Annotated in this window: 23 protein-coding genes and 1 other annotated feature; of the genes, 7 read left to right on the top strand and 16 right to left on the bottom strand. The window is 55.0% G+C overall.

Annotation, left to right across the window (positions count from 1 at the left end; translation table 11 throughout):
- Positions 1-22 precede the first annotated feature (22 nt).
- From ACTQ33_RS08135 to ACTQ33_RS08070, 14 genes are all read right to left on the bottom strand, one after another.
- Positions 23-2392: an ATP-dependent helicase gene (locus ACTQ33_RS08135; protein WP_441463755.1), complete on the bottom strand. Its 2370-nt coding sequence runs from the start codon at positions 2390-2392 to the stop codon at positions 23-25.
- A 64-nt stretch (positions 2393-2456) separates the two neighbouring features.
- Positions 2457-3167, bottom strand: a complete 711-nt coding sequence (locus ACTQ33_RS08130) for a SigB/SigF/SigG family RNA polymerase sigma factor (protein ID WP_441463753.1) — start codon at positions 3165-3167, stop codon at positions 2457-2459.
- Positions 3164-3604 (bottom strand): anti-sigma F factor, encoded by a 441-nt coding sequence (gene spoIIAB, locus ACTQ33_RS08125; RefSeq protein WP_441463751.1) that lies wholly within the window; start codon positions 3602-3604, stop codon positions 3164-3166. The genes ACTQ33_RS08130 and spoIIAB overlap by 4 nt, the downstream gene beginning before the upstream one ends.
- A 1-nt stretch (position 3605) precedes the next feature.
- Complete coding sequence (locus tag ACTQ33_RS08120) at positions 3606-3920, bottom strand: STAS domain-containing protein (protein ID WP_441463749.1); 315 nt, start codon at positions 3918-3920, stop codon at positions 3606-3608.
- A 127-nt stretch (positions 3921-4047) separates the two neighbouring features.
- Complete coding sequence (locus ACTQ33_RS08115) at positions 4048-6684, bottom strand: valine--tRNA ligase (RefSeq protein ID WP_441463748.1); 2637 nt, start codon at positions 6682-6684, stop codon at positions 4048-4050.
- Positions 6685-6753: 69 nt separating this feature from the next.
- Positions 6754-6972: a binding site (T-box leader), on the bottom strand.
- A 96-nt stretch (positions 6973-7068) separates the two neighbouring features.
- Positions 7069-7566 (bottom strand): hypothetical protein, encoded by a 498-nt coding sequence (locus ACTQ33_RS08110; RefSeq protein WP_441463746.1) that lies wholly within the window; start codon positions 7564-7566, stop codon positions 7069-7071.
- 13 nt (positions 7567-7579) lie between these two features.
- On the bottom strand, positions 7580-8065 hold the full coding sequence (gene coaD, locus ACTQ33_RS08105; RefSeq protein WP_441463744.1) for a pantetheine-phosphate adenylyltransferase: 486 nt from the start codon (positions 8063-8065) through the stop codon (positions 7580-7582).
- Positions 8062-8622 carry a 16S rRNA (guanine(966)-N(2))-methyltransferase RsmD gene (gene rsmD / locus ACTQ33_RS08100; protein ID WP_441463742.1) on the bottom strand — a complete coding sequence of 187 codons (561 nt, stop codon included), beginning with the start codon at positions 8620-8622 and terminating at the stop codon, positions 8062-8064. The genes coaD and rsmD overlap by 4 nt, the downstream gene beginning before the upstream one ends.
- A complete protein-coding gene (uvrC, locus tag ACTQ33_RS08095; RefSeq protein ID WP_441463741.1) occupies positions 8619-10448 on the bottom strand; it encodes an excinuclease ABC subunit UvrC in 1830 nt (609 codons plus the stop codon). Before uvrC ends, rsmD begins: the two co-directional genes overlap by 4 nt.
- Before the next feature lie 87 nt (positions 10449-10535).
- Positions 10536-10796: an HPr family phosphocarrier protein gene (locus ACTQ33_RS08090; protein ID WP_441463740.1), complete on the bottom strand. Its 261-nt coding sequence runs from the start codon at positions 10794-10796 to the stop codon at positions 10536-10538.
- A gap of 146 nt (positions 10797-10942) precedes the next feature.
- Positions 10943-12271: a GerMN domain-containing protein gene (locus ACTQ33_RS08085; RefSeq protein WP_441463738.1), complete on the bottom strand. Its 1329-nt coding sequence runs from the start codon at positions 12269-12271 to the stop codon at positions 10943-10945.
- Entirely contained in the window at positions 12268-13635 is a 1368-nt protein-coding gene (locus ACTQ33_RS08080; RefSeq protein WP_441463736.1) for a sensor histidine kinase, read from the bottom strand. Before ACTQ33_RS08080 ends, ACTQ33_RS08085 begins: the two co-directional genes overlap by 4 nt.
- Before the next feature lie 55 nt (positions 13636-13690).
- On the bottom strand, positions 13691-14371 hold the full coding sequence (locus ACTQ33_RS08075; protein WP_441463734.1) for a response regulator transcription factor: 681 nt from the start codon (positions 14369-14371) through the stop codon (positions 13691-13693).
- 13 nt (positions 14372-14384) lie between these two features.
- On the bottom strand, positions 14385-14798 hold the full coding sequence (locus ACTQ33_RS08070) for a ComEA family DNA-binding protein (protein ID WP_441463732.1): 414 nt from the start codon (positions 14796-14798) through the stop codon (positions 14385-14387).
- Between the two features lie 115 nt (positions 14799-14913).
- Here ACTQ33_RS08070 and ACTQ33_RS08065 point away from each other — a divergent pair, with 115 nt between their 5' ends.
- From ACTQ33_RS08065 to ACTQ33_RS08035, 7 genes are all read left to right on the top strand, one after another.
- Positions 14914-16374, top strand: a complete 1461-nt coding sequence (locus ACTQ33_RS08065; RefSeq protein ID WP_441463730.1) for a D-alanyl-D-alanine carboxypeptidase family protein — start codon at positions 14914-14916, stop codon at positions 16372-16374.
- A 6-nt stretch (positions 16375-16380) separates the two neighbouring features.
- The gene (locus tag ACTQ33_RS08060) at positions 16381-16959 is read left to right on the top strand and encodes a uracil-DNA glycosylase (protein WP_441463728.1); all 579 of its coding nucleotides are present in this window, start codon (positions 16381-16383) and stop codon (positions 16957-16959) included.
- 60 nt (positions 16960-17019) lie between these two features.
- Complete coding sequence (locus ACTQ33_RS08055; protein ID WP_441463726.1) at positions 17020-17385, top strand: nuclear transport factor 2 family protein; 366 nt, start codon at positions 17020-17022, stop codon at positions 17383-17385.
- Positions 17386-17434: 49 nt separating this feature from the next.
- Complete coding sequence (locus tag ACTQ33_RS08050) at positions 17435-17941, top strand: GNAT family N-acetyltransferase (protein WP_441463724.1); 507 nt, start codon at positions 17435-17437, stop codon at positions 17939-17941.
- 61 nt (positions 17942-18002) lie between these two features.
- The gene (locus ACTQ33_RS08045; protein WP_441463722.1) at positions 18003-18455 is read left to right on the top strand and encodes a cytidine deaminase family protein; all 453 of its coding nucleotides are present in this window, start codon (positions 18003-18005) and stop codon (positions 18453-18455) included.
- A gap of 37 nt (positions 18456-18492) precedes the next feature.
- On the top strand, positions 18493-18693 hold the full coding sequence (locus ACTQ33_RS08040) for a DUF6440 family protein (RefSeq protein WP_441463720.1): 201 nt from the start codon (positions 18493-18495) through the stop codon (positions 18691-18693).
- A 30-nt stretch (positions 18694-18723) separates the two neighbouring features.
- On the top strand, positions 18724-19722 hold the full coding sequence (locus ACTQ33_RS08035) for a S66 family peptidase (RefSeq protein ID WP_441463718.1): 999 nt from the start codon (positions 18724-18726) through the stop codon (positions 19720-19722).
- 49 nt (positions 19723-19771) lie between these two features.
- Here the strand turns inward: ACTQ33_RS08035 and ACTQ33_RS08030 are convergent, their stop codons facing one another.
- Positions 19772-22093 (bottom strand): transglutaminase-like domain-containing protein, encoded by a 2322-nt coding sequence (locus tag ACTQ33_RS08030; protein ID WP_441463716.1) that lies wholly within the window; start codon positions 22091-22093, stop codon positions 19772-19774.
- Positions 22090-23073, bottom strand: a complete 984-nt coding sequence (locus ACTQ33_RS08025) for a hypothetical protein (protein ID WP_441463714.1) — start codon at positions 23071-23073, stop codon at positions 22090-22092. The genes ACTQ33_RS08030 and ACTQ33_RS08025 overlap by 4 nt, the downstream gene beginning before the upstream one ends.
- Position 23074: the final 1 nt, after the last annotated feature.

Genomic DNA, 23074 nt, shown 5'->3' with positions numbered 1-23074 from the left:
GTCTATGGGCGAGCGACGGCAATTATGACAGCTTTTTCATATGAGCCCCAGCCGTTCTAGCCATGACCCGCTTGGTGCCTACGTTGTCAAATGCAATTTCCAGCAGGGCATCGTTCCCCATCGGCGTCACCGCAAGAATCATACCAGTACCAAAGGCCGTATGGCAAACCCGGGTTCCCTTCGTATAACTCATGGCCTCCACCGGCTGGGTAGAGCGATTCGTCAACGACGAGTAATCCTTTTTGGGTTCCCGCTTGGGGATTGACTTCTGCTGCGCTGCCTTGATCTGCGCCTCAGTCCTGCCGGTGGTGTACTGGGCCGGGATTTCCTGCACAAAGCGGGATGGCCGGTTTACTGAAGTTCGGCCATAGAGCATCCGTTGCCGGGCATGGGTAATAGTGATACTTTCCTTGGCGCGGGTAATGGCCACATAGCAGAGACGCCGTTCCTCTTCCATCTCCTCCGGCTCACCGATGGCCCGGGAACCAGGGAACAGTCCCTCCTCCATGCCCACCAGGAACACATGGGGAAATTCCAAGCCTTTGGCAGAATGAATGGTCATCATTACCACTGCATCCGCGCCCTGATCGTACTGCTCCAAGTCCGTATAGAGAGCGATTTCCTCCAAAAAACCGTTGAGCGTCGGTACATCCTGATTCTCCATGTAGCTGAGAATACTGGATTTCAACTCGCGGACGTTCTCGGCCCGGGTCTGGCTTTCTGTGTCGTCTTTGGCTTCGAGCATAGCAAGGTAACCGCTGCGAATCAATAGTTCGTCGTAGAATTCTGCCAATGTCAGCGTCTCCAGCAATTCCTCGCATCCGTCGATCATGTCGGTAAAGGCTTTCAGCTTATTGGCCGCTTTTTCCATAGCTGGATACTCCCCTGCCCGGGCAATCACTGAATAGAGCGGACTCCCCTCTGCTTCAGCCAGTCGTTCTGCCGTCTCCACGGTCTTAGGGCCAATACCGCGCGGCGGATTGTTGATGATTCGCCGCAGACGCAGCGTATCGCTGCGGTTGTTGATGACCGACATGTAGGCCAGCATATCTTTAACCTCTGCCCGATCGAAGAACCGCATACCACCCACGACCCGGTATGGAATACCATTGCGTTTGAACGCATATTCCAGCGCGTTGGATTGGGCGTTAGTCCGATAGAGCACCGCGTAGTCCTTGAGGTTCTGCCCTCGGGAACGGGTCAAGATGCCGTTAGTGACAAAATTAGCCTCGTCAGATTCGTTGTATGCTTCATACAGTCGGATTTTCTCCCCATCATCGTTTTCCGTCCAGAGATTTTTGCCCTTACGCCCCTGGTTATTGGCAATAACAGCATTGGCAGCCGCCAAAATGCACTTGGTAGAGCGATAATTCTGTTCCAATCGAATGAGTCGCGCACCCTTATACTGTTTCTCAAAGCCCAGGATATTCTCAATGGTGGCGCCGCGAAATCGATAGATGCTCTGGTCATCGTCACCAACCACGCAGATATTCTCATAGCCGCCGGACAGCAGCTGGGCCAGCAGAAACTGCAAATGGTTGGTATCCTGATATTCATCGATGAGGACATAGCGGAACTTCTGCTGATAATGGTTCCGCACGTCCTCATGCTCCTGTAGCAGCTGTACTGTCAGCAGGATGATGTCGTCGAAATCCACCGCATTAGCTGCTCGCAGCCGTTTTTGATACTCGGCATAAGCCTTGGCGATGCGCTCCATGCGGTAATCTCCAGCAGCCTCAGCTTGCCGCGCAAAGTCCTCCGGCGACTGGAGTTTGTCCTTTGCTTTGGAAATCAAGTTCAAGCACAGCCGGGCCGGCAGCAGTTTATCATCCAGGCCCATGTCACGGACCACGTCCTTCATGACCCGTTCCGAATCGGCAGTATCGTAAATAGTAAAGCTGCGGTCATATCCCAGTCGTTCGATATCCCGGCGCAAAATCCGGCAGCAGGCGGAATGGAAGGTCATGGCCCACACATCGTTGGCATCGGGACCCAGAATCGACTCCAGCCGGTCCTTCAACTGGTTGGCTGCCTTATTGGTAAAGGTGATGGCGATAACATTCCAAGGCGCCGCCGGACGGCAAGCGCATAAGGCGTCCACCCGACGACGATCCTCTTCACGAGGATAATCCACAAAAGACTCCAGCAACGCCACATCCTCCTCTGTTGGAGGAAACGGTATCTCATCGGAGTCAGAGGCACAACCGTAGCGCAGCAGGTTTGCAATCCGATGAATCAACACGGTGGTTTTACCGGAACCTGCGCCGGCCAGCAAAAGAAGCGGCCCTTCCGTGGTCAGGACCGCTTGACGCTGCTCCGGGTTCAGTCCCGCAAATTGCGATGCGATCACCGCCCGGCGGGCAGCAAGAAAACGTTGTTCCAATGTGCTCATAGTTTCACCTTGTAATTTCTATAGATGGAACTATTTTATTATATTTTTCCCCTTTTGTCGAGCACTATTCCAAAATGGTTTCCCGCAGATGGGTCAGTGCTTTCTTTTCAATACGCGACACCTGGACCTGGGAGACACCCACAATGGCCGCTGTCTTTTCCTGAGTCAACCCGCGGAAAAACCGCAGGACCACCACCATACGTTCCCGCTCCGGCAGCTTGGCAATGGCTTCCCGCAGCGCAATGCGCTCAATCAGTTGGTCCTCTTGGCTTCCATCAGTGAGAACCGCCTCTAATGTAAAACCATCCTCCCCGGTTTCCCGTTGGATAGATTCTGCGGCCGAGGTAGCTGTCTCGGCCATGGCGATTTCCTCTACAGTAAACCCCACCTGTTCCGCAATCTCCGACAAGGTCGGCTCCCGTCCCAATTCCCCTGTCAGCCGCTGGCGGGCCATCTTGACGGCAGCAGCACGTTCTTTGAGACCGCGGCTGACTTTCACCGCCCCATCGTCTCGGAGAAACCGCCGGATCTCTCCGGCAATCTTCGGCACGGCATAGGTGGAAAATTGGGTCCCGTACTGGGTATCAAATCCGGCCACCGCCTTGAGAAATCCTACGCATCCCAGCTGGTAAAGGTCGTCCGGGTCCACACCCCGGCCAAAATACCGCCGTGCCACGGACCAAATAAGCCCGGTGTTATCAACCACCAGCTGTTCCCCAGCTTGCCGGTCTCCCTGTTGGGAACGGACAATCAATTCTTCCAGAGCCGCACTCACGGGCGTTCTCCTCGTTTTACAATCTTCCGCTTCATATGTACCGTAGTACCCTTTCCCGGCTGAGAAGTCACCCGCAGTTCATTCATAAAGCTCTCCATGATGGTAAACCCCATGCCGGATCGTTCCGCGCCGCCGGTGGTGAACAACGGCGTCTTTGCCTGGTCAATGTCGGCAATGCCTCGTCCCTTGTCCCGAATGGTCAGGTCCAGCACACCGTCGCCGGTGATTCTCGCTTTTAATGTAATGATGCCAATTTCATCGGGATATGCATGGACAATGCAGTTGGTTACCGCCTCGGATACCGCTGTTTTGATATCGCCCAGCTCGTCCAACGTCGGGTCCAGCTGGGCCGCAAAGGCCGCCACAATGGACCGGGCCAGCCCCTCGTTCACCGATTTGCTGGGAAAGGTCACCTGAATCTGGTTTTCATATTTCATCTTATGTGCCGCTCCTCTCCGGTATCTCAATGAGTTTTGCCATACCCGCCGCCTCCAACACCTTATAGGGTTGGGCCGGAATGTTTTGCAGGCGTATTTTGCCGCCAATCTCCCGCATCCGGCGAACAGCGTTGATGACGATGGCGATGCCGCTGGAATCCATAAATGTCACATCCCGAAAATCCAGAATGCACAACGCTGGCAGGTAGGTATCTATCTTACCGCCAATGGTTTCCATGGTCTCCCGGGCACTGTGATGATCAATCTCGCCGCTGAGGGCAATGGTCAACTGCTTGTCCTGCAGATAACTGGTCATGGGCTCTCATCCTCTCCGCAAATAATAAAAGCGCACACGGAGACAATTCCGTGTGCGCTTATTATACAGTTTTTGGAAAATAAATCCTGTCGAAGTCCGCCACAGAGGACGAAGTTTTCCGGGATTTTTACTTTTTCAGCCGCTTCTCGGCCTCTTCCAGCTGAGCGATCAAAGCCCGGGCCTTCTCAGCCTTTTCTTTCTCCGCATTGACCACATTTTCCGGAGCACGGGAAACAAAGTTCTCATTGCTGAGCTTACCTTCGATGGATGCCAGATTCTTTCTTGCTTTCTCCAGTTCCTTGGCGATACGCTCCAGCTCCTTCTCGATGTCCACCAGCTGGTTCATGGGAATGAACATCTCCGCATCGGCAGTAACACAGGAGACCATGTCCTCATGACCCGCGGGAGCGGTATCCGCAACCACCACCTGATCAGCGTAAGCCAGACGGGTGATGAAACCGGCGCCCTGTTCAAAAACATCCCGCTTGCCCGTGACCACATAAAGGGTAGACTTTTTGGAGGGCGGCACGTTCATTTCCGCACGGCGGTTGCGGACGGCACGGATGGCGTTCATAATCGCCTCCATGGCCGTCTCTTCCGTCTTGAAGCACAAATCCTCCCGGAACTTGGGCCAGGACTGGACCATGATGCTGTCACCCTCGTGGGGAATGGCTTGCCAGATTTCCTCCGTGAGGAAGGGCATAAAGGGATGCAGCAGCTTCAGGAACTGATCCAGCACATACAGCAGCACTTTCTGGGCCACGGTCTTGCTGGCCTCGTCCTCGCTGTAAAGCCGGGCCTTGGTCAGCTCGATATACCAGTCACAATAGCTGTCCCAGATAAAGTCGTAGACCTTCTGAACGGCAATACCCAGCTCATACTTGTCCAGGTTCTCAGTAACCTCTGCGATGAGGGTGTTGAGCTTGGAAAGAATCCACTTGTCGGCCAACTCCAGTTCCTCCATGGCCGGCAGCTCGTTCTTCTCAATTTTCAGATTCATCAACACATAGCGGCTGGCATTCCAGATCTTGTTGGCGAAATTGCGCATGGCCTCGCAGCGCTCCACATAGAAACGCATGTCGTTGCCGGGAGAGTTGGCGGTGACCATGTTCATGCGCAGGGCGTCAGAGCCAAAGCGATCGATCATTTCCAGAGGATCAATGCCGTTGCCCAGGGACTTGGACATCTTGCGGCCCTTATCATCGCGGACCAGGCCGTGAATCAGCACCGTGTGGAACGGCGGCTTGCCGGTGTGCTCACAGCCGGAGAAGATCATACGGGCCACCCAGAAGAAAATAATATCGTAGCCGGTAACCAGTACATCAGTGGGATAGAAGTATTTGAAATCCTCCGCATTCTTATCGGGCCAGCCCAAGGTCTCAAAGGGCCACAGGGCAGAAGAGAACCAGGTATCCAGCACATCCTCGTCACGGGCGATATTCTTACTGCCACACTTCTCACAGCAAGTGGCATCCTCGCGGGACACGGTCATATGGCCGCAATCGGCACAGTACCAGGCCGGAATCTGGTGGCCCCACCACAGCTGACGGGAAATACACCAGTCGCGGCAGTTTTCCATCCAGTTGGTATAGGTCTTGGTAAAACGCTCGGGAACAAATTTGGTTGCGCCGCTGTTGACACACTCCAGCGCAGCCTCTGCCAGAGGCTGCATCTTGACAAACCACTGGGCGGAGATAATGGGCTCCACATCGTTGTGGCAGCGATAACAGGTACCCACGTTATGGGCGTGGTCCTCGATCTTTACCAAGTAGCCCTGCTCCTCCAGGTCGGCCACAATGGCCTTTCTGGCCTCGTAACGGTCCATACCCTGGTACTTGCCGCCGAACTCGTTGACCTTGCCGTTGTCGTCCAAAACGCGAATCACTTCCAGGTTATGGCGCAGGCCAACCTCAAAGTCGTTCGGATCGTGGGCGGGGGTCATCTTCACGCAGCCGGTACCAAACTCCATATCCACATACTCATCGGCTACAATGGGAATTTCCTTGTTGACCAGAGGCAGGATGCAGGTCTTGCCTACGATATTCTGATACCGCTCGTCGTTGGGGTTCACAGCCACACCGGTGTCGCCCAGCATAGTCTCAGGACGGGTGGTGGCCACGATAACGTCGCCGGAACCGTCGGCCAGGGGGTAACGCAGATGCCACATATGGCCGGGCTTGTCCTGGTACTCCACCTCGGCGTCGGACAGAGCCGTGACACAGTGGGGACACCAGTTGATGATGCGGCTTCCCTTATAGATGAGGCCCTTTTCATAGAGGCTGACGAATACCTCGCGGACAGCATTGGAACAGCCCTCGTCCATGGTAAACCGGGCCCGGTCCCAATCGCAGGAGGCGCCCAGCTTTTTCTGCTGCTCCACAATGCGGTTGCCGTACTTATGCTTCCAGTCCCAGACCTTCTCCAGGAACTTCTCACGGCCTAGGTCATAGCGGGTCAGGCCCTCCTTACGAAGTTCCTCTTCCACCTTGATCTGGGTAGCAATACCGGCATGATCCACGCCGGGCAGCCACAGGGCAGAATAACCTTCCATACGCTTAAAACGGATCAGCACATCCTGCAGCGCCGCGTCCATGGCATGGCCCATGTGCAGCTGGCCGGTCACATTGGGAGGCGGCATGACGATGGTAAAGGGTTTCTTTTTGGGGTCACGCTCGGCGTGGAAGTAGCCGCCCTTCTGCCACATTTCATAGATGCGGCTCTCCACTTCCTGCGGCTCGTAGACCTTGGACAGTTCTTTTGCCATAGTGTTTCTTCAACTCCTGTCAATTCTTTCGCAAGGGCAGGGAGAAATAAAAATTCCCGACAGCTGTGCTGTCGGGACGAAATCAACATTCCGCGGTACCACCCGGTTTCCCACTCTAATAAAGCGGGCCACTTGCGCCTCTGTAACGGGAGGACCCGAAGGGGCCTACTGCATCGGTTCAGCCCTCCGCTCAAAGGGGACGTTCCAAAGCCGCACCGCAGACTTGCACCATCCGTCTGCTCTCTGAAAGGGGCCGCACTTTGTACTCTTCCTCGTCATCGCGTTTCCAATATTAATTCGATGATACACCATCTTTGGGAATTTGTCAATCTATTGTACGGAAAAAGCGGACAGCCACCCAAAGGCGGCCGTCCGCACAATCACTCAGATATCCTCGATAATAGGAGAAGGCTTCTTCTCCTGTGGGTTGGTCAAGGCGTTGAACTTGGCACGGGAATCCTGTACACGGGCCAGTGCCTCGCTGATGGATTCTTCGGTGCGCTTCAAAGCGTCATCTACAAACTCATTGGTTACCTGGCGCAGCTCCTTAAGCTTCACCTGAGCTTCCTTAATCATTTCATTGGCCTCGTTCTGCGCCTCCAGGTAAACATTTTCCTTGGAGATCATCTGCATGGCCCGCTGTTCGGCCTGCTTGAGGATATTTTCCGCCTCCTTTTTGGCGTTGGTGATGACCTCGTTACGGGATTCCACAATGGTCTTGGCCTGCTTCATCTCGCCGGGCAGCTGACGGCTGACTTCGTCCAACAGATTCAGAACCTTGTCCCGCTCAATCACACACTTGTCGGTGCCCAAGGGCAGCGACCATGCATCCCGGATAATGTTGTATATGCTGTCAATGATTTCGTCAATGCTGTTCGCCATGCTACATTTCTCCTCAAACAGTTTGATTCATTCGTTTTACGCAGTCAGGAATGATCTCCTCCGGCAAAAAGTCGCTGAGATCGGCGCCGTGACTGCCCAGCTCCTTGACCACACTGGAGCTCAAGTACATAAACTGGTGTTCCGACGTTAAGAACATGCTGTCCAGATTGGGATTCATCTTGTGGTTGATGAGCGCCATCTGAAACTCTTTCTCAAAATCTGTCGCAGCCCGCAAGCCCTTGACTACCACGTTGACGTTGTTCTGCTGGGCATACTCCGCCAGCAGCGCCGAGGAGCTGTCTACGGTCACATTGTCCAGGCCCTGCGTCACACGGCGGATCATATCCACCCGCTCCTCCAAGGTGAACATGGGCCGCTTATCCACGTTGACCATTACACAGACGATGAGGCGGTCAAAAATCTTGGCGGCCCGCTGGATGATATTCAGATGCCCTTTGGTAATGGGGTCGAAGCTGCCGGGGTAAATGGCTGTTGTCATGGTTCCTCCCTATGGCTGTCCTTGCGGTACAGCGTGACCAGTGTCTTTCCGTAGCGGTAATCCTTACCGGACGAAAGGCCCGGAAACTGACCGGGGTGGGGTTTTTCCACCGGTCTCTCGCAGATTATTATACCACCGTCTGATAAAATGTCAATTTCCGATATTTTCTGTAGTGCTGTCTCCAGAAACACCTCGGCATAAGGCGGGTCCAGAAAAATCATGTCAAACGTCTGACGGCACCGGCTCAAGTAGTCCAGATAATCCCCCTGGACCGTCTCCGCCCGGTCGCTGAGACGGGTGCGCTTTAAATTCTCCCGTATCAGCGCCACGGCCTCTCGTCGGGCATCCACAAAGACGGCATGTTCCGCTCCACGGCTCAATGCTTCAATCCCCAGCTGGCCTGTGCCGGCAAACAGGTCCAGAACCCGGCGGCCCTCAATTTCAAACTGAATGATACTGAATACCGCCTCTTTGACCCGGTCGGCCGTGGGACGGGTCTGTAGCCCGTCGGGGGTCTTGAGCCGGACGCCTCGAGCGGTTCCCGTAATGACTCTCATGGTGTTTCCTCCTCTGTATGGGGATGGTAATGGGCATAGACCGCCTCTGCCGCCCCCTGGGGCAGCACCTCTAGCAGCTGTTCCCGAGTGGCTTCCCGGATACGCTTCATGGATTTGAATCGTCGCAGCAGCTGCTCCCGCCGTTTGGGTCCGATGCCCTCGATAGCGTCCAACTCCGAACCCCGCATGCGGCGGCTGCGGAGCGTCTGGTTGTAGGTGATGGCAAATCGGTGGGTCTCCTCCTGGATGCGGCCCACCAGCGCAAACACCGGCGGCTGCCCGGCAATGCCGATTTCGCTGCCGTCGGACCGGGTTAATGCGCGGGTCCGATGGCGATTGTCCTTGACCATGCCGAAGACTGGAATCCTCAAGCCCATGTCGGCCAGCTGCCGTTCCACCACACCGGCATGGACTGCACCGCCGTCAATAAACAAAGCGTCCGGCTTTTCGGAAAATCCCTCATCGCCTTGGAGCAGACGGCGAAACCGGCGCTCGATAATCTGCCGCATGGATTCATAATCATTCTGGTCATCCAGTTCCTGCAACTTGAAATGCTTATAATCCCTTTTCAGCGGTTTGCCGTCCTGAAATACCGTCATGGAAGCCACAATGTCCGATCCAGCCAGGTTGGAGATATCGTAGGCTTCAATGCGCTCCAACTTGTCCATGTTCAGCATGGAGCAAAGCATACCCAGCGCGCCCTGGACCCGTTCCTCCCGGGATGTCACCCGTTCAGCTTCCTCCCTGGCGTTTTTGTTGGCCAATTCCACCAGCCGGACGTTGTCTCCCCGCTGCGGCACCCGCAGATGGACTCGACGGCCAAACTCTTCCCGCAACAGCTGTTCAAATAACTCCGCGTCTTCCATGGCAAAGGGCAGTAAAATTTCTTTGACGATGCCCTGTCGGGAAAGATAATACTGTTTGACCAGGCTGGATACCGCCTCTTCAGGACTGTCAGCCGGCGGCAAGATCTGATAGTCTTTATCCAACAGGCTGCCGCCTACATAGTGCAGCACGGCAAAGCAAGCCTTGGCCTCACTCTGATAGAAGCCCACCACGTCGGTATGGGCCATGGTGCCTGCCGTCACCAGCTGTTTCTGGCTCAACGCTTCCAGAGAGCGCAGCCGATCTCGCAGGGCTGCCGCCTGCTCAAATTGCAGGCTGTCGGAAGCGGCCAGCATTTTCTCCCGGATATCTGCCGCCACATCCTGATATTGTCCCCGCAGCGTCTTGACCACCTGATCCATGGCGGCCCGGTATTGCTCCCCGGTCTGCCGGGGCTGGCACCATCCATCGCAGACGTTCATATGAAAGTTGAGACACGGCCGGTCCTTACCAATATCCCGCGGGAACTGCTTGTGACAGCCCGGTAGCTTCCAGGTAAGACGGATGGTGTCCAGCACGCTTTGGGTCACGCCACGACCGCCGAAGGGGCCAAAATATTCGGCTCCGTCGTTCTCCACCCGGCTGACAATTTTCATGGTTGGGTACGGCTCCCGCAAGTCAATGCGAATATATGGATACCCCTTGTCATCCTTCAAAAGGATGTTGTACTTGGGCATGTGCCGTTTGATGAGGGAACACTCCAGCACCAGAGCCTCAAACTCCGACCGGGCCACAATGGTCTCAAAGGAGTGAATATGCGACACCATCAGCCGCGTTTTGGGCGTGTGGGACGCGGAATCCTGAAAATACTGGGAGACACGATTTTTCAGCCGCTTGGCCTTGCCCACATAGATGATCTGACCCTGCCGGTCGGACATGAGATAGACGCCCGGTTCATAGGGCAGCGACAGTGCTTTGTCCCGCAATTCTTCCTTGGTCATAGTCCCTCCAAACCGTAAAATGAAAATGGCTGTCTCGCGCCGCGGAGCGATCACGCGGTCATCGAGACAGCCATCCGACGATGTGAATCAGAAAATTTCCTTCACGAGCATCTCAGAGAGGGCAGTAACAGCCTCCTGCTCATCGGGGCCCTCGGCAATCAGATTCACGCGGGTGCCCTTGGTAATCCCCATGGAAAGAACACCCAACAGGCTCTTGGCGTTGATACGGCGTTCCTCCACCTCAACCCAGATGCTGGACTTGAACTCGTTAGCCTTCTGGATGAAATAGGTCGCCTGCTTGTTGTGCAGACCGGATTCACATTTTACGATAGACTGCTGCATGTACATTTTGGTGTCACTCCCTCAAAGTTTGGCGTGTGTCTCGCATACCAGCTATTTGTATGATAGCGAATATATGAAAAATTGTCAATCTTTTTTGATTGATTTCACTAAAAGAACTGCGCTGTTTTTCCAGTCCATTCCATATCCGCCCCTTATGGCAGATTGTCCGCCGTGTAAAGCCGGTTTAAGCTATAGACGGAAAAACCGGCGCTTTCTCCGTTGACCGTGATCTTCACCTGCCGTACCGGGTCCAGAGACAGCAGCGTTTCCACAATGGAACGAATGGCCATTCGTTCCGCCGTGCCATCCCCTGCGCAATTTAACAGTGCACTGGAAAAATCCGCCTGACAAAATCCGTCGCGCACATCGACCCATTGGAGGGTTGTCCCAGACGGCAGCGAGTTTTTCAGACCGTTTCGATCGGAAAATGCAGTCAATTTCTCCAAAAGCGTCTGTTCTATGGGAATCTGGGCCAGCTGCCGCACCGATACCGGTACCGGCGACAGCAAAATATCGCTGCCGCCCCAGACATAGAGGGTCGCGTCCGTCTCATTCAAGCCCTGACGTACCACGTCCATAGCCGTTTCGTCCCGGACCAGCTCTCGATCCAGATCCATGGTGTAGTACAATCCCACAGGCTCCCCTTCCACCAGTATCCGCACCGTGCGGATGGTATCCAGCTCCGTCAGCGAATTGACCAGAGATAATACGGTCATCCGTTCCATCAAACCCGCCGTGGGCTTATTGTATAAAAATTCAGCCGACAAATCCACGGTGCAGCAGCCATCCTCCACAGAGAGCTTGCGCAGAACCGTACCCTCCGGCATCGTGGCCACCTGCCCCGCCTCCGCAGGGCCGGCCAACAGCTGCTGTACCACATAGGTCGGAATCTCCCCCGCTGACGCGAAGATTTCCTCCCGTTCCGCCGAGACCAGATAGCGGCCGTTGGCATCCGCAAAGTAGAGCCGCACCGTTGTGGCTGTATTGACTGTACTGCTGTCGAGATAGAGAAACTCCTGTCCAGTCAGCACCGCCGCACTTTCTCCGATGGCGGCGTCTGATGCCGTCTCCAGACAGACCCCCTTGAGCTCCGGCAGCTGCATGGCCGTCCGGGTCAGACAGGCGGCAGCCAATGTCTCCGACATGCCCCCCAGCTGATCCCACGGCTCGTTGAGTACCATCGTCAGGACACCATCATCCAGAGAAATTTCTACGCATTGCAGTCCCTCTGGGAACGGAGAAACCAGGTCTGCCCGGTCCGGCCCGGCCAGATATCCGTTGAGAATCTCTTTCCAGTCTCCCAACGGTTGGGACAGTGACCGGATTTCACTGCCCAGAACGCCCTCATTCTGTCCAAAGGAGCGCTCCGACTGGAGGTAATAGCAGGAGAGGTCCCAAGTTCCCGGATCGATTGGGTCATTGGAGCAAGCCGTCAGCAAACCGCCACACACCAGCAACATCCACAGGATTACCCGTTTCATGTCTCTTCCTCCATACCAAAAAACGGAAATGTCAGCGTGAATCGCGTACCGCCTTCTTCCCTCCGCTCTACCGTCACGGTACCATAGTTTCGTTCCACCAGATCATGGACGATAGACAGTCCCAGTCCACTGCCGCCAGCCTGACGGGAGCGGGCCTTATCCACCCGATAGAACCGGTCAAACACATAGGGCAGCGATTCCTCTGGGATGCCGATGCCGCCATCCTCCACAACCAGTACCACATCCTCTCCTTCCCGCTGTAGAAACACGCCCAAATATCCGCCGTCCACGTTGTATTTAATGGCGTTTTCCACCAGATTGAATGCCATCTGATAGATATCGTCTCCCCGAGTAACCACTGTGCACCCCGGGTCCAGTTTCGTTTCCAGCCGAATTTGCCGCAGCTGCGCCAGGGGGGTCAGAAGCCGTACCGCTTTCTCCACCACCGGCCCCGGTTCCATAACCATAAAGTCCTCTTTTGGCGCATCCTCCAGTCGATTCAGTTCCAGGAGTTTCTGCGCAATCCGGGTCAGGCGGTCGGCCTCATTGCCGATATCACCTACAAATTCCCGCACCGTATCCATGTCCATCTCGTTTTGCAGAATCGAATCCGACAGGAGTTTGATCGATGCCAACGGCGTTTTCAACTCGTGGGAAGCGTCGGAGACAAATTGCTGGCGGGTAGCCTCAGAGGTCCGCAGACGTTCCGTCAGCTTATTGAACTCTTCGGCCAATACGCCCACTTCATCGTGGCCCCACAGGGCAATCCGGTGGGTGTATTCCCCTTCCCGCAGCAGCTGGATGGAATCCAAAATCAGCCGCATTCGCCGGGAGAAAATCAGGGCAAACAGAATGGAAAACAGCACGATTGCCGACCCCAGCACCAGGGAAATCCGCACGAGGTTCAGTTCCAGCGCCGCGATGACAGCGCCCAAATCCGTATCGTACTCCATGAGATAAACTGAGCCGATCAGCTGATCGCTGCCATTGTAGATGGGCATACAGGCCCGGCTTTCCAACGCTGCGCCGTCATAGATGCAATAAAACACCACGTTACCCTGTAACGCCGTCACCACCTCGGAAAAGAGAATCATGCGGCCCGTGGCATTGTCCTTGGTCAGCGAGTCGTACACCGCTTTGCCGGTGGCGTCGGTCACCGTAACCCGGTTGGCGTCCAGATCACCCAGTAGCGCAATAACCTGAGCCACATTGTCACCACTGAGCCGCTCCAAACCGGCCAGCGACGATACCACCAGCTGCACCTTACCCTGGAGAGATACCTCTTTGCTGCGGAACATCATGTCCCGGGTGGTGCTGGCAGAATAGACGTTGAGAAACACCAGCACCACAGCTGTAATCAGCACGTATGTCAGGGCATAGCGGATCTGCGAGCTGCTGCGCAGAAGCAGCAGCCGTCGTTTAAGCTTTGAAATAGTAGCCCACTCCCCATTTGGTCAGGATATATTCCGGCGAAGCCGGATTGTTTTCCAATTTTTCTCTCAGGCGTCGGATATGGACGTCCACTGTGCGGATATCGCTGCGGTACTCATATCCCCAGATGGTATCCAGAAGGGATTCCCGGGAGTAAACCCGATTGGGATTTCGCATGAGCAGCTCAATCAGGTCGAACTCCTTGGCGGTCAAGTCCACCAGCACATCACCCTTATACGCATTGCGGCCGTCGACGTCCACTGTAATATGCCCATGAGTCAGCCGATTGGGACGCTGCTCCACCTGCTGGGGACCGGCCCGCCGCAGCAGCGCGCGGACCCGTGCCTTCAACTCCAGAATGTTGAACGGTTTCGTCAAATAGTCATCGGCGCCCTGTTCAAAGCCCATCAGCTTATCCATATCGTCGGCCTTGGCCGTCAGCATGATGATAGGCACGTTGGAAAACTCCCGGATTTTCTGACAAGCTCCCAGTCCGTCCAGTCTGGGCATCATCAAATCAAGTATAATTAAATCCACAGACTGCTCCCGGGCAATTTTCACGGCCTCTTCGCCGTCATAGGCGGTAACTACTTCATAACCGTCGTTTTCCAAATTAAACTTGATTCCCTTGACCAGCAACTGCTCGTCGTCCACTACCAATATTTTCATTGCATCCTTGCTCCTATTTCACACAGATGAGGCCGTCCAGCGCCTCCAGCTTCTTTTCTCCGATGCCGCTGACCTCCATCAAGTCCTCCGGCAGAGCGAAGGGGCCGTTGCTCTCCCGGTAATCGAGAATCCGCTGGGCCAATGTCTCTCCAATGCCCGGCAATTCCATAAGTTCCTCCAGCGTAGCTGTGTTGAGATTCACCGGCCCTCTGGTAGACGGTTCCGCTTCTTCCACAGGGGTCTCCTGCTCCGGCAGCTCCGTGGTCTCCTCCAACTGTTCCGCTTCCGGCTGGGGTTGGGTCTGGACAATGACCGCCGCCGTACCATCGGGCGTAGCTGTGGTCCGTCCTACAAAATATCCGCTGGTGAACAATCCGCCTGCCAGCAACAGCGCCAGAATCCAGTATTCCGGTTTCCACGGACGCACGGCAATCCCCCCACATTGACATCATCAAAAAATTTGGTATAATCATTTCTATTGGATTATAGCACAGTTTTCGGCTTGTACGCAATGTCCCCACCTGTTTTTTATGGAGTGAATCATGAAAAAGAAAAAAATTCTTTCCCTGTTTCTGAGTGTTCTGATCGCGTGCTCCTGCATGTATCCTGTTTCCGCCACCAATGACGGCACCACAACAGAGACGGAAGCCACCGCCTCTGTTGCTACCGCAGATACTACAGCAGGTACCACCGTCGTCAATACCGGTGTACCTTCCCATACCGTCAAAGCCAAAGCCGCCCTGCTGCTGGAATTGAGCAGCGGTCAGGCACTGGTGGAACAGAACGCAGACCAGCAAGTGTATCCCGCCAGTTTGACCAAAGTCATGACCTGTTTGCTGACGCTGGAGCACGGCACTCTCACCGATACGGTCACCGTATCGGAAACGGCTTTGCAAAATTTGGACGCCGCCGGCAGCACCGCCGGTCTGAAAGTCGGTGAGCAGCTGACGGTAGAGGAATTATTGTACTGCATTATGCTTTCCTCGGCCAATGAGGCTTGCAATGTGGCCGCCGAATATATCGCCGGCTCCGTAGATGCCTTTGTGGACATGATGAACGAAGAGGCCAAGGCTCTGGGCTGCACGGGCACCCATTTTGCCAATCCTCACGGTCTCCACGATGAAAACCACTACACCACCGCCCGAGACCTGAGCATCATTGTGCGGGAGGCCATGAAAAGTCAGACATTTCTGACCATCACCTCCACAGTGACCCACACGGTACCGGCAACCAACCTCTCTGAGGAGCGGGAATTGTTCACCACCAATCTTTTGGAGACGCCCGGCACTCAATATTACTATGAGTATGCCTCGGGTATCAAAACCGGCTTCACCACCCCTGCCGGCCGCTGTCTGATCTCCACCGCCCAGCGTCCTGACTCGGACCTGCATCTTCTGTCGGTGGTCTGCGGCGCCGAAGACGTGACCGCAGAGGATGGCTCCATCATCAATGAAAATTTCACCGAGACAAAAGCACTTTTTGAATACGGCTTTGAAAACTTCTCCTTTGACACGATACAAGAGGCTACACCGGTCACGGAGATTCCCGTGTTTCACTCCGCCGGAGTCGATGCCGCAGTTCTGGCTGCCGATCAAACCATCACCGCTGTGATGCCAAAGGACTATGATGTGACACAGCTGGAGAAGAGGCTGTATCTGGATAGTCCCAACGGTGTAGAGGCCCCCATCACCAAGGGACAGAAGCTGGGCACCATGACCGTCAGCTATCAGGGACGGGAACTGGGTACGGCCAATCTGGTTGCCATCACCGATACGCCCCGTTCGGAACTGGCCGCGCAAGTCAGTAAAACCAGTAATTTTTTGACAGAACATCCGCTCTTGTCGGTCATCGGCGGTGTAGTCCTGCTCTTTATCCTGTACCTGATCATCAATAATATCCAGCGGGCCAGACACCGTAAACGTCGCCGCCAGCAGATGGCCAGACGCCGCCGCCAGCAGGAAATCATTGAGTTCCCGGGAAATCGAGACAACCGTTGGGAGTGAGTGAGAATGACCATGGACCAGCTGCGGCAGACGTGTCTGAATTGCCGCCAGTGTAACCTCAGTGAAACCCGGAACCATGTGGTCTTCGGCGTAGGGCCGGAGGAGACGCCGATTTTGTTTGTGGGAGAAGGCCCCGGCCAGCAGGAGGATTTACAGGGCGAGCCTTTTGTAGGTCCGGCGGGAAAGCTCCTGGATGATATGCTCTCCATTATTGATCTCAGCCGCCGCAACTGTTACATTACCAATATTGTCAAATGCCGTCCGCCTCGAAACCGCGATCCATTGGAGACGGAGCAGCAGGCCTGTATCGGTTATTTACGGAAGCAAACGCTGCTGCTGAAACCGCGTATTCTGGTCTGCCTGGGGCGAATTGCCGCCACACGTCTCATTGATGAGCAGCTTCGCATTACGCGGGACCATGGAAAATGGTTCCAAAAGGGCGGTATCTGGATGATGGCTCTGTACCATCCCTCCGCCCTGCTGCGGGATGTGACCAAGCGGCCCGACACGTTCCGGGATTTGAAGGGTCTACAAGCCAAAATTCGGGAAGTCTGTCCCGATTTCTACGACACTATGACACTGTAAAAAGAAACCTGGCAAACAGCCCAATCCATATAGCCAGGTATAGGTATAAAGGTATAAATTATGGATATCCAACAGTATTGGGCAGCAACTGCCACCCAGGATGCTGCCCGTATGCGCACTTTTTTCCATATAGATGCCATCATCCGATGGCATAACACCAATGAGCAATTCACGGTGGAAGAATTTCTCCGTGCTAACTGCGAGTATCCCGGAACGTGGTATGCAGAATTGGAACGCATCGAACAGCTGGACAATCTCTTGATTTCTGTAACCCGTATTTATTCTATGGAGCCTGCGGAATCTCATCATGTTGTTTGCTTTATGCAGCTGAAAGATGGCCGAATTGCCGCTATGGATGAATATTGGGGCGAAGACGGCGCCGCTCCCCAATGGCGCCTGGACAAGACCATTAAGGAACCGCCATAAAATTGTAGATTGTTATGGCCTAATCGCAATACAGTTATGGAGTGTTTGTATGGATCAATTTATAATTCGTGAAGCGCTGCCTGAAGACGCGGAAGCTGTTTTGGCCTGTCTGAAGCAGGCCGGTGGTGAAACAGACAATCTGACCTTTGGCAGCGAAGGGTTGCCCTTTACCGTAGAGCAGGAGCGCGTCTTTCTCCAGGAACAACAGGCAAGCGACCACGGAGTGTTTCTCTGTGCCTGGGACGGCCCCCATCTGGTAGGAACCGCAAGCCTGCAGCCCCTTCCCCGCCGGATGTACCATCGGGCAGAACTAGGTATTTCTGTGATAAAAGCATACTGGAGCCGCGGTATCGCCAGTCAACTGCTGGAGCAAGTAATTGCCTATGCCAAGTCCCACGGCATCGAGCTTCTGAACCTGGAGGTACGCAGTGACAATGCGCGAGCCATCCATCTGTATGAAAAATATGGATTTTGTTCCATCGGCACTTCGCCCGCTTTTTTTAAGATCGGAAATCAATATGCCGATTGCATACTGATGTATCTTGATCTGCGGTAGGGCAATACCGCCTGTGTTATGATCCATGCAATAGCAGTTGTCCCATCAAGGAGGAGCTAAAATGGACATATGGGAGCAGCTCTATCAAAAAGCGAATGAGCAGTACGGCCCCAGAGAGGTCTCCCCTTTTATATATGCCCATCATGTTGTGTGTGCATTGGAAAGCGAGAACGGGGAAATTTTTACAGGTTTTTGCATGGAAAGCTGCTGTGGGGTACTGGATTTGTGTGCCGAACGGGCTGCGGCGCTCAATATGTACCTGAACATTGGGCAGACCAGAATTAAGCGACTGATTGCCTTTCGGGACCGGCCCCCTTACGGCGGCGGCAGCGGTATGCCCTGCGGTGCCTGCCGGGAATTTCTGATGCAGCTGGACCGGCGGAACAAGGACATGGAGATTTTGGTAGATTATGCATCCCGGGAAACTGTAACGTTGGAAACCCTTCTCCCCAACTGGTGTGGCATAGAGCGTTACAGCAGCTCGGCCTGCATCACATCGTCACCTGTGGTATAACTGGCAAGTGCTTCGTTACACGTTTGGAGGGATTGTAGTGTCCAAAAGCGAACGATTTGAAAAGGTGTATTCTCAGGGTGCGCTAAACACCACAGAAATCTGGGTAGACCGGGAAACCGGCGTCAACTATGTTTTCCACGCTTCCGGCAATGCCGGTGGCCTGACGCCGCTGCTGAACCGGGACGGAAAGCCCGTCATCTCCCCCATCCTCAATTCCTCACCCAAGTCTTCCGTCTGAGAAATCCCTGTGGAAAGCGAGACAGCCCCCATGAAAGCCCACAAAATTTCCATACCCTGTACCATTGGCGTCTTTTCCTCCTCCTCCCCTATCTCCGCCACTGTGCCGGTCCGATATGATCGTGGCGTAACCTATCTGGAGTCCAAAGGATTCACCGTGGTTCATGGGCAGCAATACCAGAAACAGGATTTTTACCGTTCGGGCTCCATTCAGGAGCGGGCAGAAGAGTTCAATCAGCTGTTATACCGGGAGGATATCTCCATTCTGATGGCTTCCATCGGCGGCAACAACACCAATTCCATACTGCCTTACATCGACTATGACTATTTAAAGGCCCATCCAAAAATCATCATTGGATATTCCGATGTGACGGCGTTGCTGCTGGCCATTTATGCCAAAACAGGATTGGTGACCTTTTACGGCCCGGCAGTGGCCTCGTCCTTCGGCGAACTGCCGCCTTTTGTGGACGAGACCTTTACCGCTTTTTATGAAATGGTCAGCGGCAAGCTCTCATATCCCCGTACCTTTACCATCCCGCCGTTCTGGACCGACGAATTTCTTGACTGGAGCACCCAGAACCGCGCCAAGGAACAGCAGCCCAACGACTGGCGCTGCATCCATCCCGGCGTGGCTGAAGGCCGGTTGATCGGCGGCAACCTCAACACCATGGAGGGCTTTTTCGGCACCGACTATATGCCGGAAATTCAACTGGGTGATATCCTGCTGCTGGAGGATTCTTTGAAGGACGCCTGTACCATTGAACGTTCTTTCTCTCTACTGAAGCTGTCTGGTGTTCTTGACCGGGTCGGCGGCATTCTGCTGGGAAAGCACGAGAAATTCGATGACAACGGCACCGGCAGACAGCCCTATGAAATTCTTCTGGAGGTATTGGGGGCGCCGAAGATTCCCATTCTGGCCGAGTTCGATTGCTGTCATACCCATCCCATGCTGACCATGCCCATTGGCTGTCCAGTACGGCTGAACGCCACCAATCGGCAGGTCACATTGTTGGAATCCCCTTTTGCATAAAAAATGATCACACGGGAAGTCTTACTGCTTCCCGTGTGATTTTTCACGCTTATAGGATGCCCACAATCCACCGAAGCCAGAAGCGTCGCAGCTTGGGCAGCTGGTTCAGTTTTTCCCGTTCTCGCAGCCAGAGCAAGGCGGCCTGCCGCCGTTCTTCCTCTGTGATGCCCTGGCGGCTGTATTGTGCCTTTTGGGCCAGGGATTGCAAGGTGGTAGGGTCGGTTCCCCAAGATTGCAGCTGCTCCAGATGACGATACATAGCTATCACCGCCCCGCTGTAGTCGCTGTCGTAGAACTGCCGTTCCCGTCGCCGGGTACAGTACCAGCTGTGGATTGGGAATAGTGCCACTACCAGCAGCGCTCCCATCGTCCAGAACACCCAGGGTGGCGGAACCCAAGCATCTCCACTTTCCTCTGTTGGCTCTTCGGTAGGTTGCTCTGGTGTGTCAGCCGTCTCCGGCTTTGGCTGCTGGATGGACTGCTCCGGTGTCTCTTCCGTCGCTTCCGGTTCCTCATCCAACACATCCGGTTCCGTCGGTTCCTCCGGTTCCGGTGCTGTCTCTCCAATGCCCTCGCCCGGCGCCAAGCCAATCTCCGAGGGTGGCGTCATTTCCACCGGATACCAGCCGTAGCCGTCCAGGTAAATCTCCACCCAGGCGTGGGCATCGGAATCCAGAACTTCCACCTTGCCAGAAGCCGGGATTTTAGTCAAATAACCCGTCACATATCGGGCTGGGATGCCGCTATATCGCAACATCAACGTACCGGCGCTGGCGTAGTGGACGCAGTAGCCCTGGTGGCTTTCATTGAGGAAATAATCCACAAAGTCCTCGCCCTCCGGCGTTAGCGGCGTGTTCAGATTATACTCTGTCATCATCGCCAACATGTTGGCAATCACCTTAGCATGCAACACCGCAAACGGTTCTTCGCCACTAATCATTTGATTTCTATTCTCATAGGCACTTCCGGATATGACACTGTCAATTATTATAACACTGTCAATTTTATGATCATTTCCCGACCCGACCAAATCGGAATATGCCTCCATAAACCGCCGATACGTCTCCCCAAATCCATCCGGTACATCGAGATAATTTTCATAGACAAACTGCCGATATTCTGCCTCCGCTACCGCCGCTTCCCACTGCGTATTTCGGCTCAACACCTGAATTTCCTCCGGCGGGATAAAATACACATTTTTAGTACGGATGCCAAAATCCCTCTGCAAATGCGTATCATTGACAAAGCTGACATCCATGATTTCATCCGGACGGCTCAGCAGCTGATACGGTGTAAACATCCATCCGGACAGGGACCTTGGATAGGTGATGGTCAGTTCATAGTACCGGCTGCTGCCAGAGGCCAGAGCCGGAAAATTCACCGGTGCAAAACCCTGGACCGAATTGGACTGGCCGTCGTCGCCCAAGCCGTTTTCATAGACCTGTTCCGGCAGATCCGCCCATTCCTGCCCCGTGTACACCGCCGCCGAAGTCCCCCGCAGATAAACCGTGCCGTGGTAGTCGCTCTCCACCTCCAGCACCACATTCTCCCGAAAGGTGCGAGGCCCGGCGCTGGACAGGCTGACGCTGACCTGGTCACCTCCCGGCAGCGCTGCGCCCAGATTGCCGAGGATTCCTTCCTGCATCAAGCCACTGCTGGCTGCTTCCAGTTCTGCCCGCAGTCCCTCAGTCCACTGAGGGCGCTGGTACTCCTGTCGGGGCAGCAGAGCCGTCACCAGACCCAGCGCCACCAGCAGCGGCGGCAGGGCCACCCAGGCCTGACGGACACTACCTGCCCGGTCAAATCGATGGCTTCGGCCCGTCAGCAGCAGCAAACAGCCGCCAAGGGTCAAAGCCAGCAACCCCACCCAGGACAGTTCCCGTTCAAAAACCACCGCCGGAACCAACCATGGCCCCGTCAGCGCCCACGTCAATGCTGCTGAGCGAATCAGCAGTACCGTCATACCCAGTGTCATCGACAGCAACAGCGCAAAGTATGTGATCGTCCATAAAACGTCCCGGGCCGAACCGGTCAACCACTGGGACTCTACCTCCACCGGCACCGCCAGGGCGGTCAATGCCTGCTGTAACAACTGGCATCCGCCGGACAGCCATATGGCATGCCAATACCACCCCGTCAGCGCCAGCAGAACCGCAGCACTCAGAAGAAAGAACCGTCGTTTCGGCAGCCGCACCAAAATCCAAGGAACAGCCACCGCAGGCAGTACCGCCCGCAGTAAGAAAGATTGCACAGACAGGTTCAGCCCATAGACACACCGCAAAGACCAGAGAAATCCCCCCTGAATCAGCATCAGCAGCAGTAAATCCAGTGCCATTTCACTGAGTACCGCCCGCTTATCGACCTGTCTCATGGCTCATCCTCCCCCACCGGCTCCAAATGGTAATAATACCAGTCTGCGGTCTGCCGCAGCCCCTTAGGGAATCGGTGGCCCTCCAATGGTGCAGGCTGGGACAACAGCACGCCGAAGCAGCGGCGCAAATCGCCCTGACCCCGCAGGATAAACCGGAACGGTTGGCCGTTCTCCGGATGCACCCATTGGATCTCATGGGCTTTCTGCTGCTCCAACAGGGCATGACTCAAAGACCACAGCCGATCCAATACCCCATCCAACAAATCCAGCGGTCCCAGATGGTCGAAGGTCAGCACCGGCATCGCCTCCGGGTGCTCCAGCACCTCCCGCAGAATCAATTCCTCACTTTTAGACGACAGCTTCCAGTGGATCATCCGCACCGGGTCACCGGGCTGATAAGTTCGCAATTCGTATTCCTCACCCATACCGCCGCCCCGCCGGGGCCGCTGGGCCGTAGTCTGTCCCTGGCTTTGAGCCGTCTGTGGCAAGGGTTCCGGCTCCACAGACCTGGGCAGCACCGCCGCCTGGGCCGTCACAATCACCTGCCGCCGGATGGCAATGAGCCCCAGGGCATCATACACACGTACCCAGCGCACGCTTGCTTCCCAAATGCCGCAGTGGATGGTATCCATGGGCAGTCGGTCTTTCAATGTTGCCGGGAGGCGGTGATACCGTATGGTTTTTCCCATGGTAACGCCCGTCAAAGTCTGGTGCAGCGTCAATCGGACCTTCACCCGCGGCAACGGAAGCCGGGCCGTATTGTACACGGTGATTCTCCATTGGTTTTCCTCGCCCCGGCAGCACTGTCCTTTGTATCCCTCTACATGGACCCGACAGCCCAGCATGGCCGGCAGACTGACTACCAGAGAGAGCACCGGCATAATCAGAACGATCAACAGTCCATAGGCTGCCAGCCAGCTGTCCACATAGAGGAACAGCCAGAAAAAGGCTGCCAGCACCGCCAGGTACAGAATCCGCATA

Source organism: Candidatus Avoscillospira sp. LCP25S3_F1, from assembly GCF_052117125.1.
Classification (GTDB): Bacteria; Bacillota; Clostridia; order Oscillospirales; family Oscillospiraceae; genus Avoscillospira_A.
Note: the sequence above shows the minus strand (reverse complement) of the source record. Positions and strands in the feature narration are given on the sequence as shown.

Excerpts from the sequence above, each read along its gene's own strand:
- ACTQ33_RS08135 (WP_441463755.1), bottom strand. The coding sequence starts at position 2,392 with ATGAGCACATTGGAACAACGTTTTCTTGCTGCCCGCCGGGCGGTGATC.
- spoIIAB (WP_441463751.1), bottom strand. The coding sequence starts at position 3,604 with ATGAAATATGAAAACCAGATTCAGGTGACCTTTCCCAGCAAATCGGTG.
- ACTQ33_RS08120 (WP_441463749.1), bottom strand. The coding sequence starts at position 3,920 with ATGACCAGTTATCTGCAGGACAAGCAGTTGACCATTGCCCTCAGCGGC.
- ACTQ33_RS08115 (WP_441463748.1), bottom strand. The coding sequence starts at position 6,684 with ATGGCAAAAGAACTGTCCAAGGTCTACGAGCCGCAGGAAGTGGAGAGC.
- ACTQ33_RS08110 (WP_441463746.1), bottom strand. The coding sequence starts at position 7,566 with ATGGCGAACAGCATTGACGAAATCATTGACAGCATATACAACATTATC.
- coaD (WP_441463744.1), bottom strand. The coding sequence starts at position 8,065 with ATGACAACAGCCATTTACCCCGGCAGCTTCGACCCCATTACCAAAGGG.
- rsmD (WP_441463742.1), bottom strand. The coding sequence starts at position 8,622 with ATGAGAGTCATTACGGGAACCGCTCGAGGCGTCCGGCTCAAGACCCCC.
- uvrC (WP_441463741.1), bottom strand. The coding sequence starts at position 10,448 with ATGACCAAGGAAGAATTGCGGGACAAAGCACTGTCGCTGCCCTATGAA.
- ACTQ33_RS08090 (WP_441463740.1), bottom strand. The coding sequence starts at position 10,796 with ATGTACATGCAGCAGTCTATCGTAAAATGTGAATCCGGTCTGCACAAC.
- ACTQ33_RS08085 (WP_441463738.1), bottom strand. The coding sequence starts at position 12,271 with ATGAAACGGGTAATCCTGTGGATGTTGCTGGTGTGTGGCGGTTTGCTG.
- ACTQ33_RS08075 (WP_441463734.1), bottom strand. The coding sequence starts at position 14,371 with ATGAAAATATTGGTAGTGGACGACGAGCAGTTGCTGGTCAAGGGAATC.
- ACTQ33_RS08065 (WP_441463730.1), top strand. The coding sequence starts at position 14,914 with ATGAAAAAGAAAAAAATTCTTTCCCTGTTTCTGAGTGTTCTGATCGCG.
- ACTQ33_RS08060 (WP_441463728.1), top strand. The coding sequence starts at position 16,381 with ATGACCATGGACCAGCTGCGGCAGACGTGTCTGAATTGCCGCCAGTGT.
- ACTQ33_RS08055 (WP_441463726.1), top strand. The coding sequence starts at position 17,020 with ATGGATATCCAACAGTATTGGGCAGCAACTGCCACCCAGGATGCTGCC.
- ACTQ33_RS08050 (WP_441463724.1), top strand. The coding sequence starts at position 17,435 with ATGGATCAATTTATAATTCGTGAAGCGCTGCCTGAAGACGCGGAAGCT.
- ACTQ33_RS08045 (WP_441463722.1), top strand. The coding sequence starts at position 18,003 with ATGGACATATGGGAGCAGCTCTATCAAAAAGCGAATGAGCAGTACGGC.
- ACTQ33_RS08035 (WP_441463718.1), top strand. The coding sequence starts at position 18,724 with ATGAAAGCCCACAAAATTTCCATACCCTGTACCATTGGCGTCTTTTCC.
- ACTQ33_RS08030 (WP_441463716.1), bottom strand. The coding sequence starts at position 22,093 with ATGAGACAGGTCGATAAGCGGGCGGTACTCAGTGAAATGGCACTGGAT.
- ACTQ33_RS08025 (WP_441463714.1), bottom strand. The coding sequence starts at position 23,073 with ATGCGGATTCTGTACCTGGCGGTGCTGGCAGCCTTTTTCTGGCTGTTC.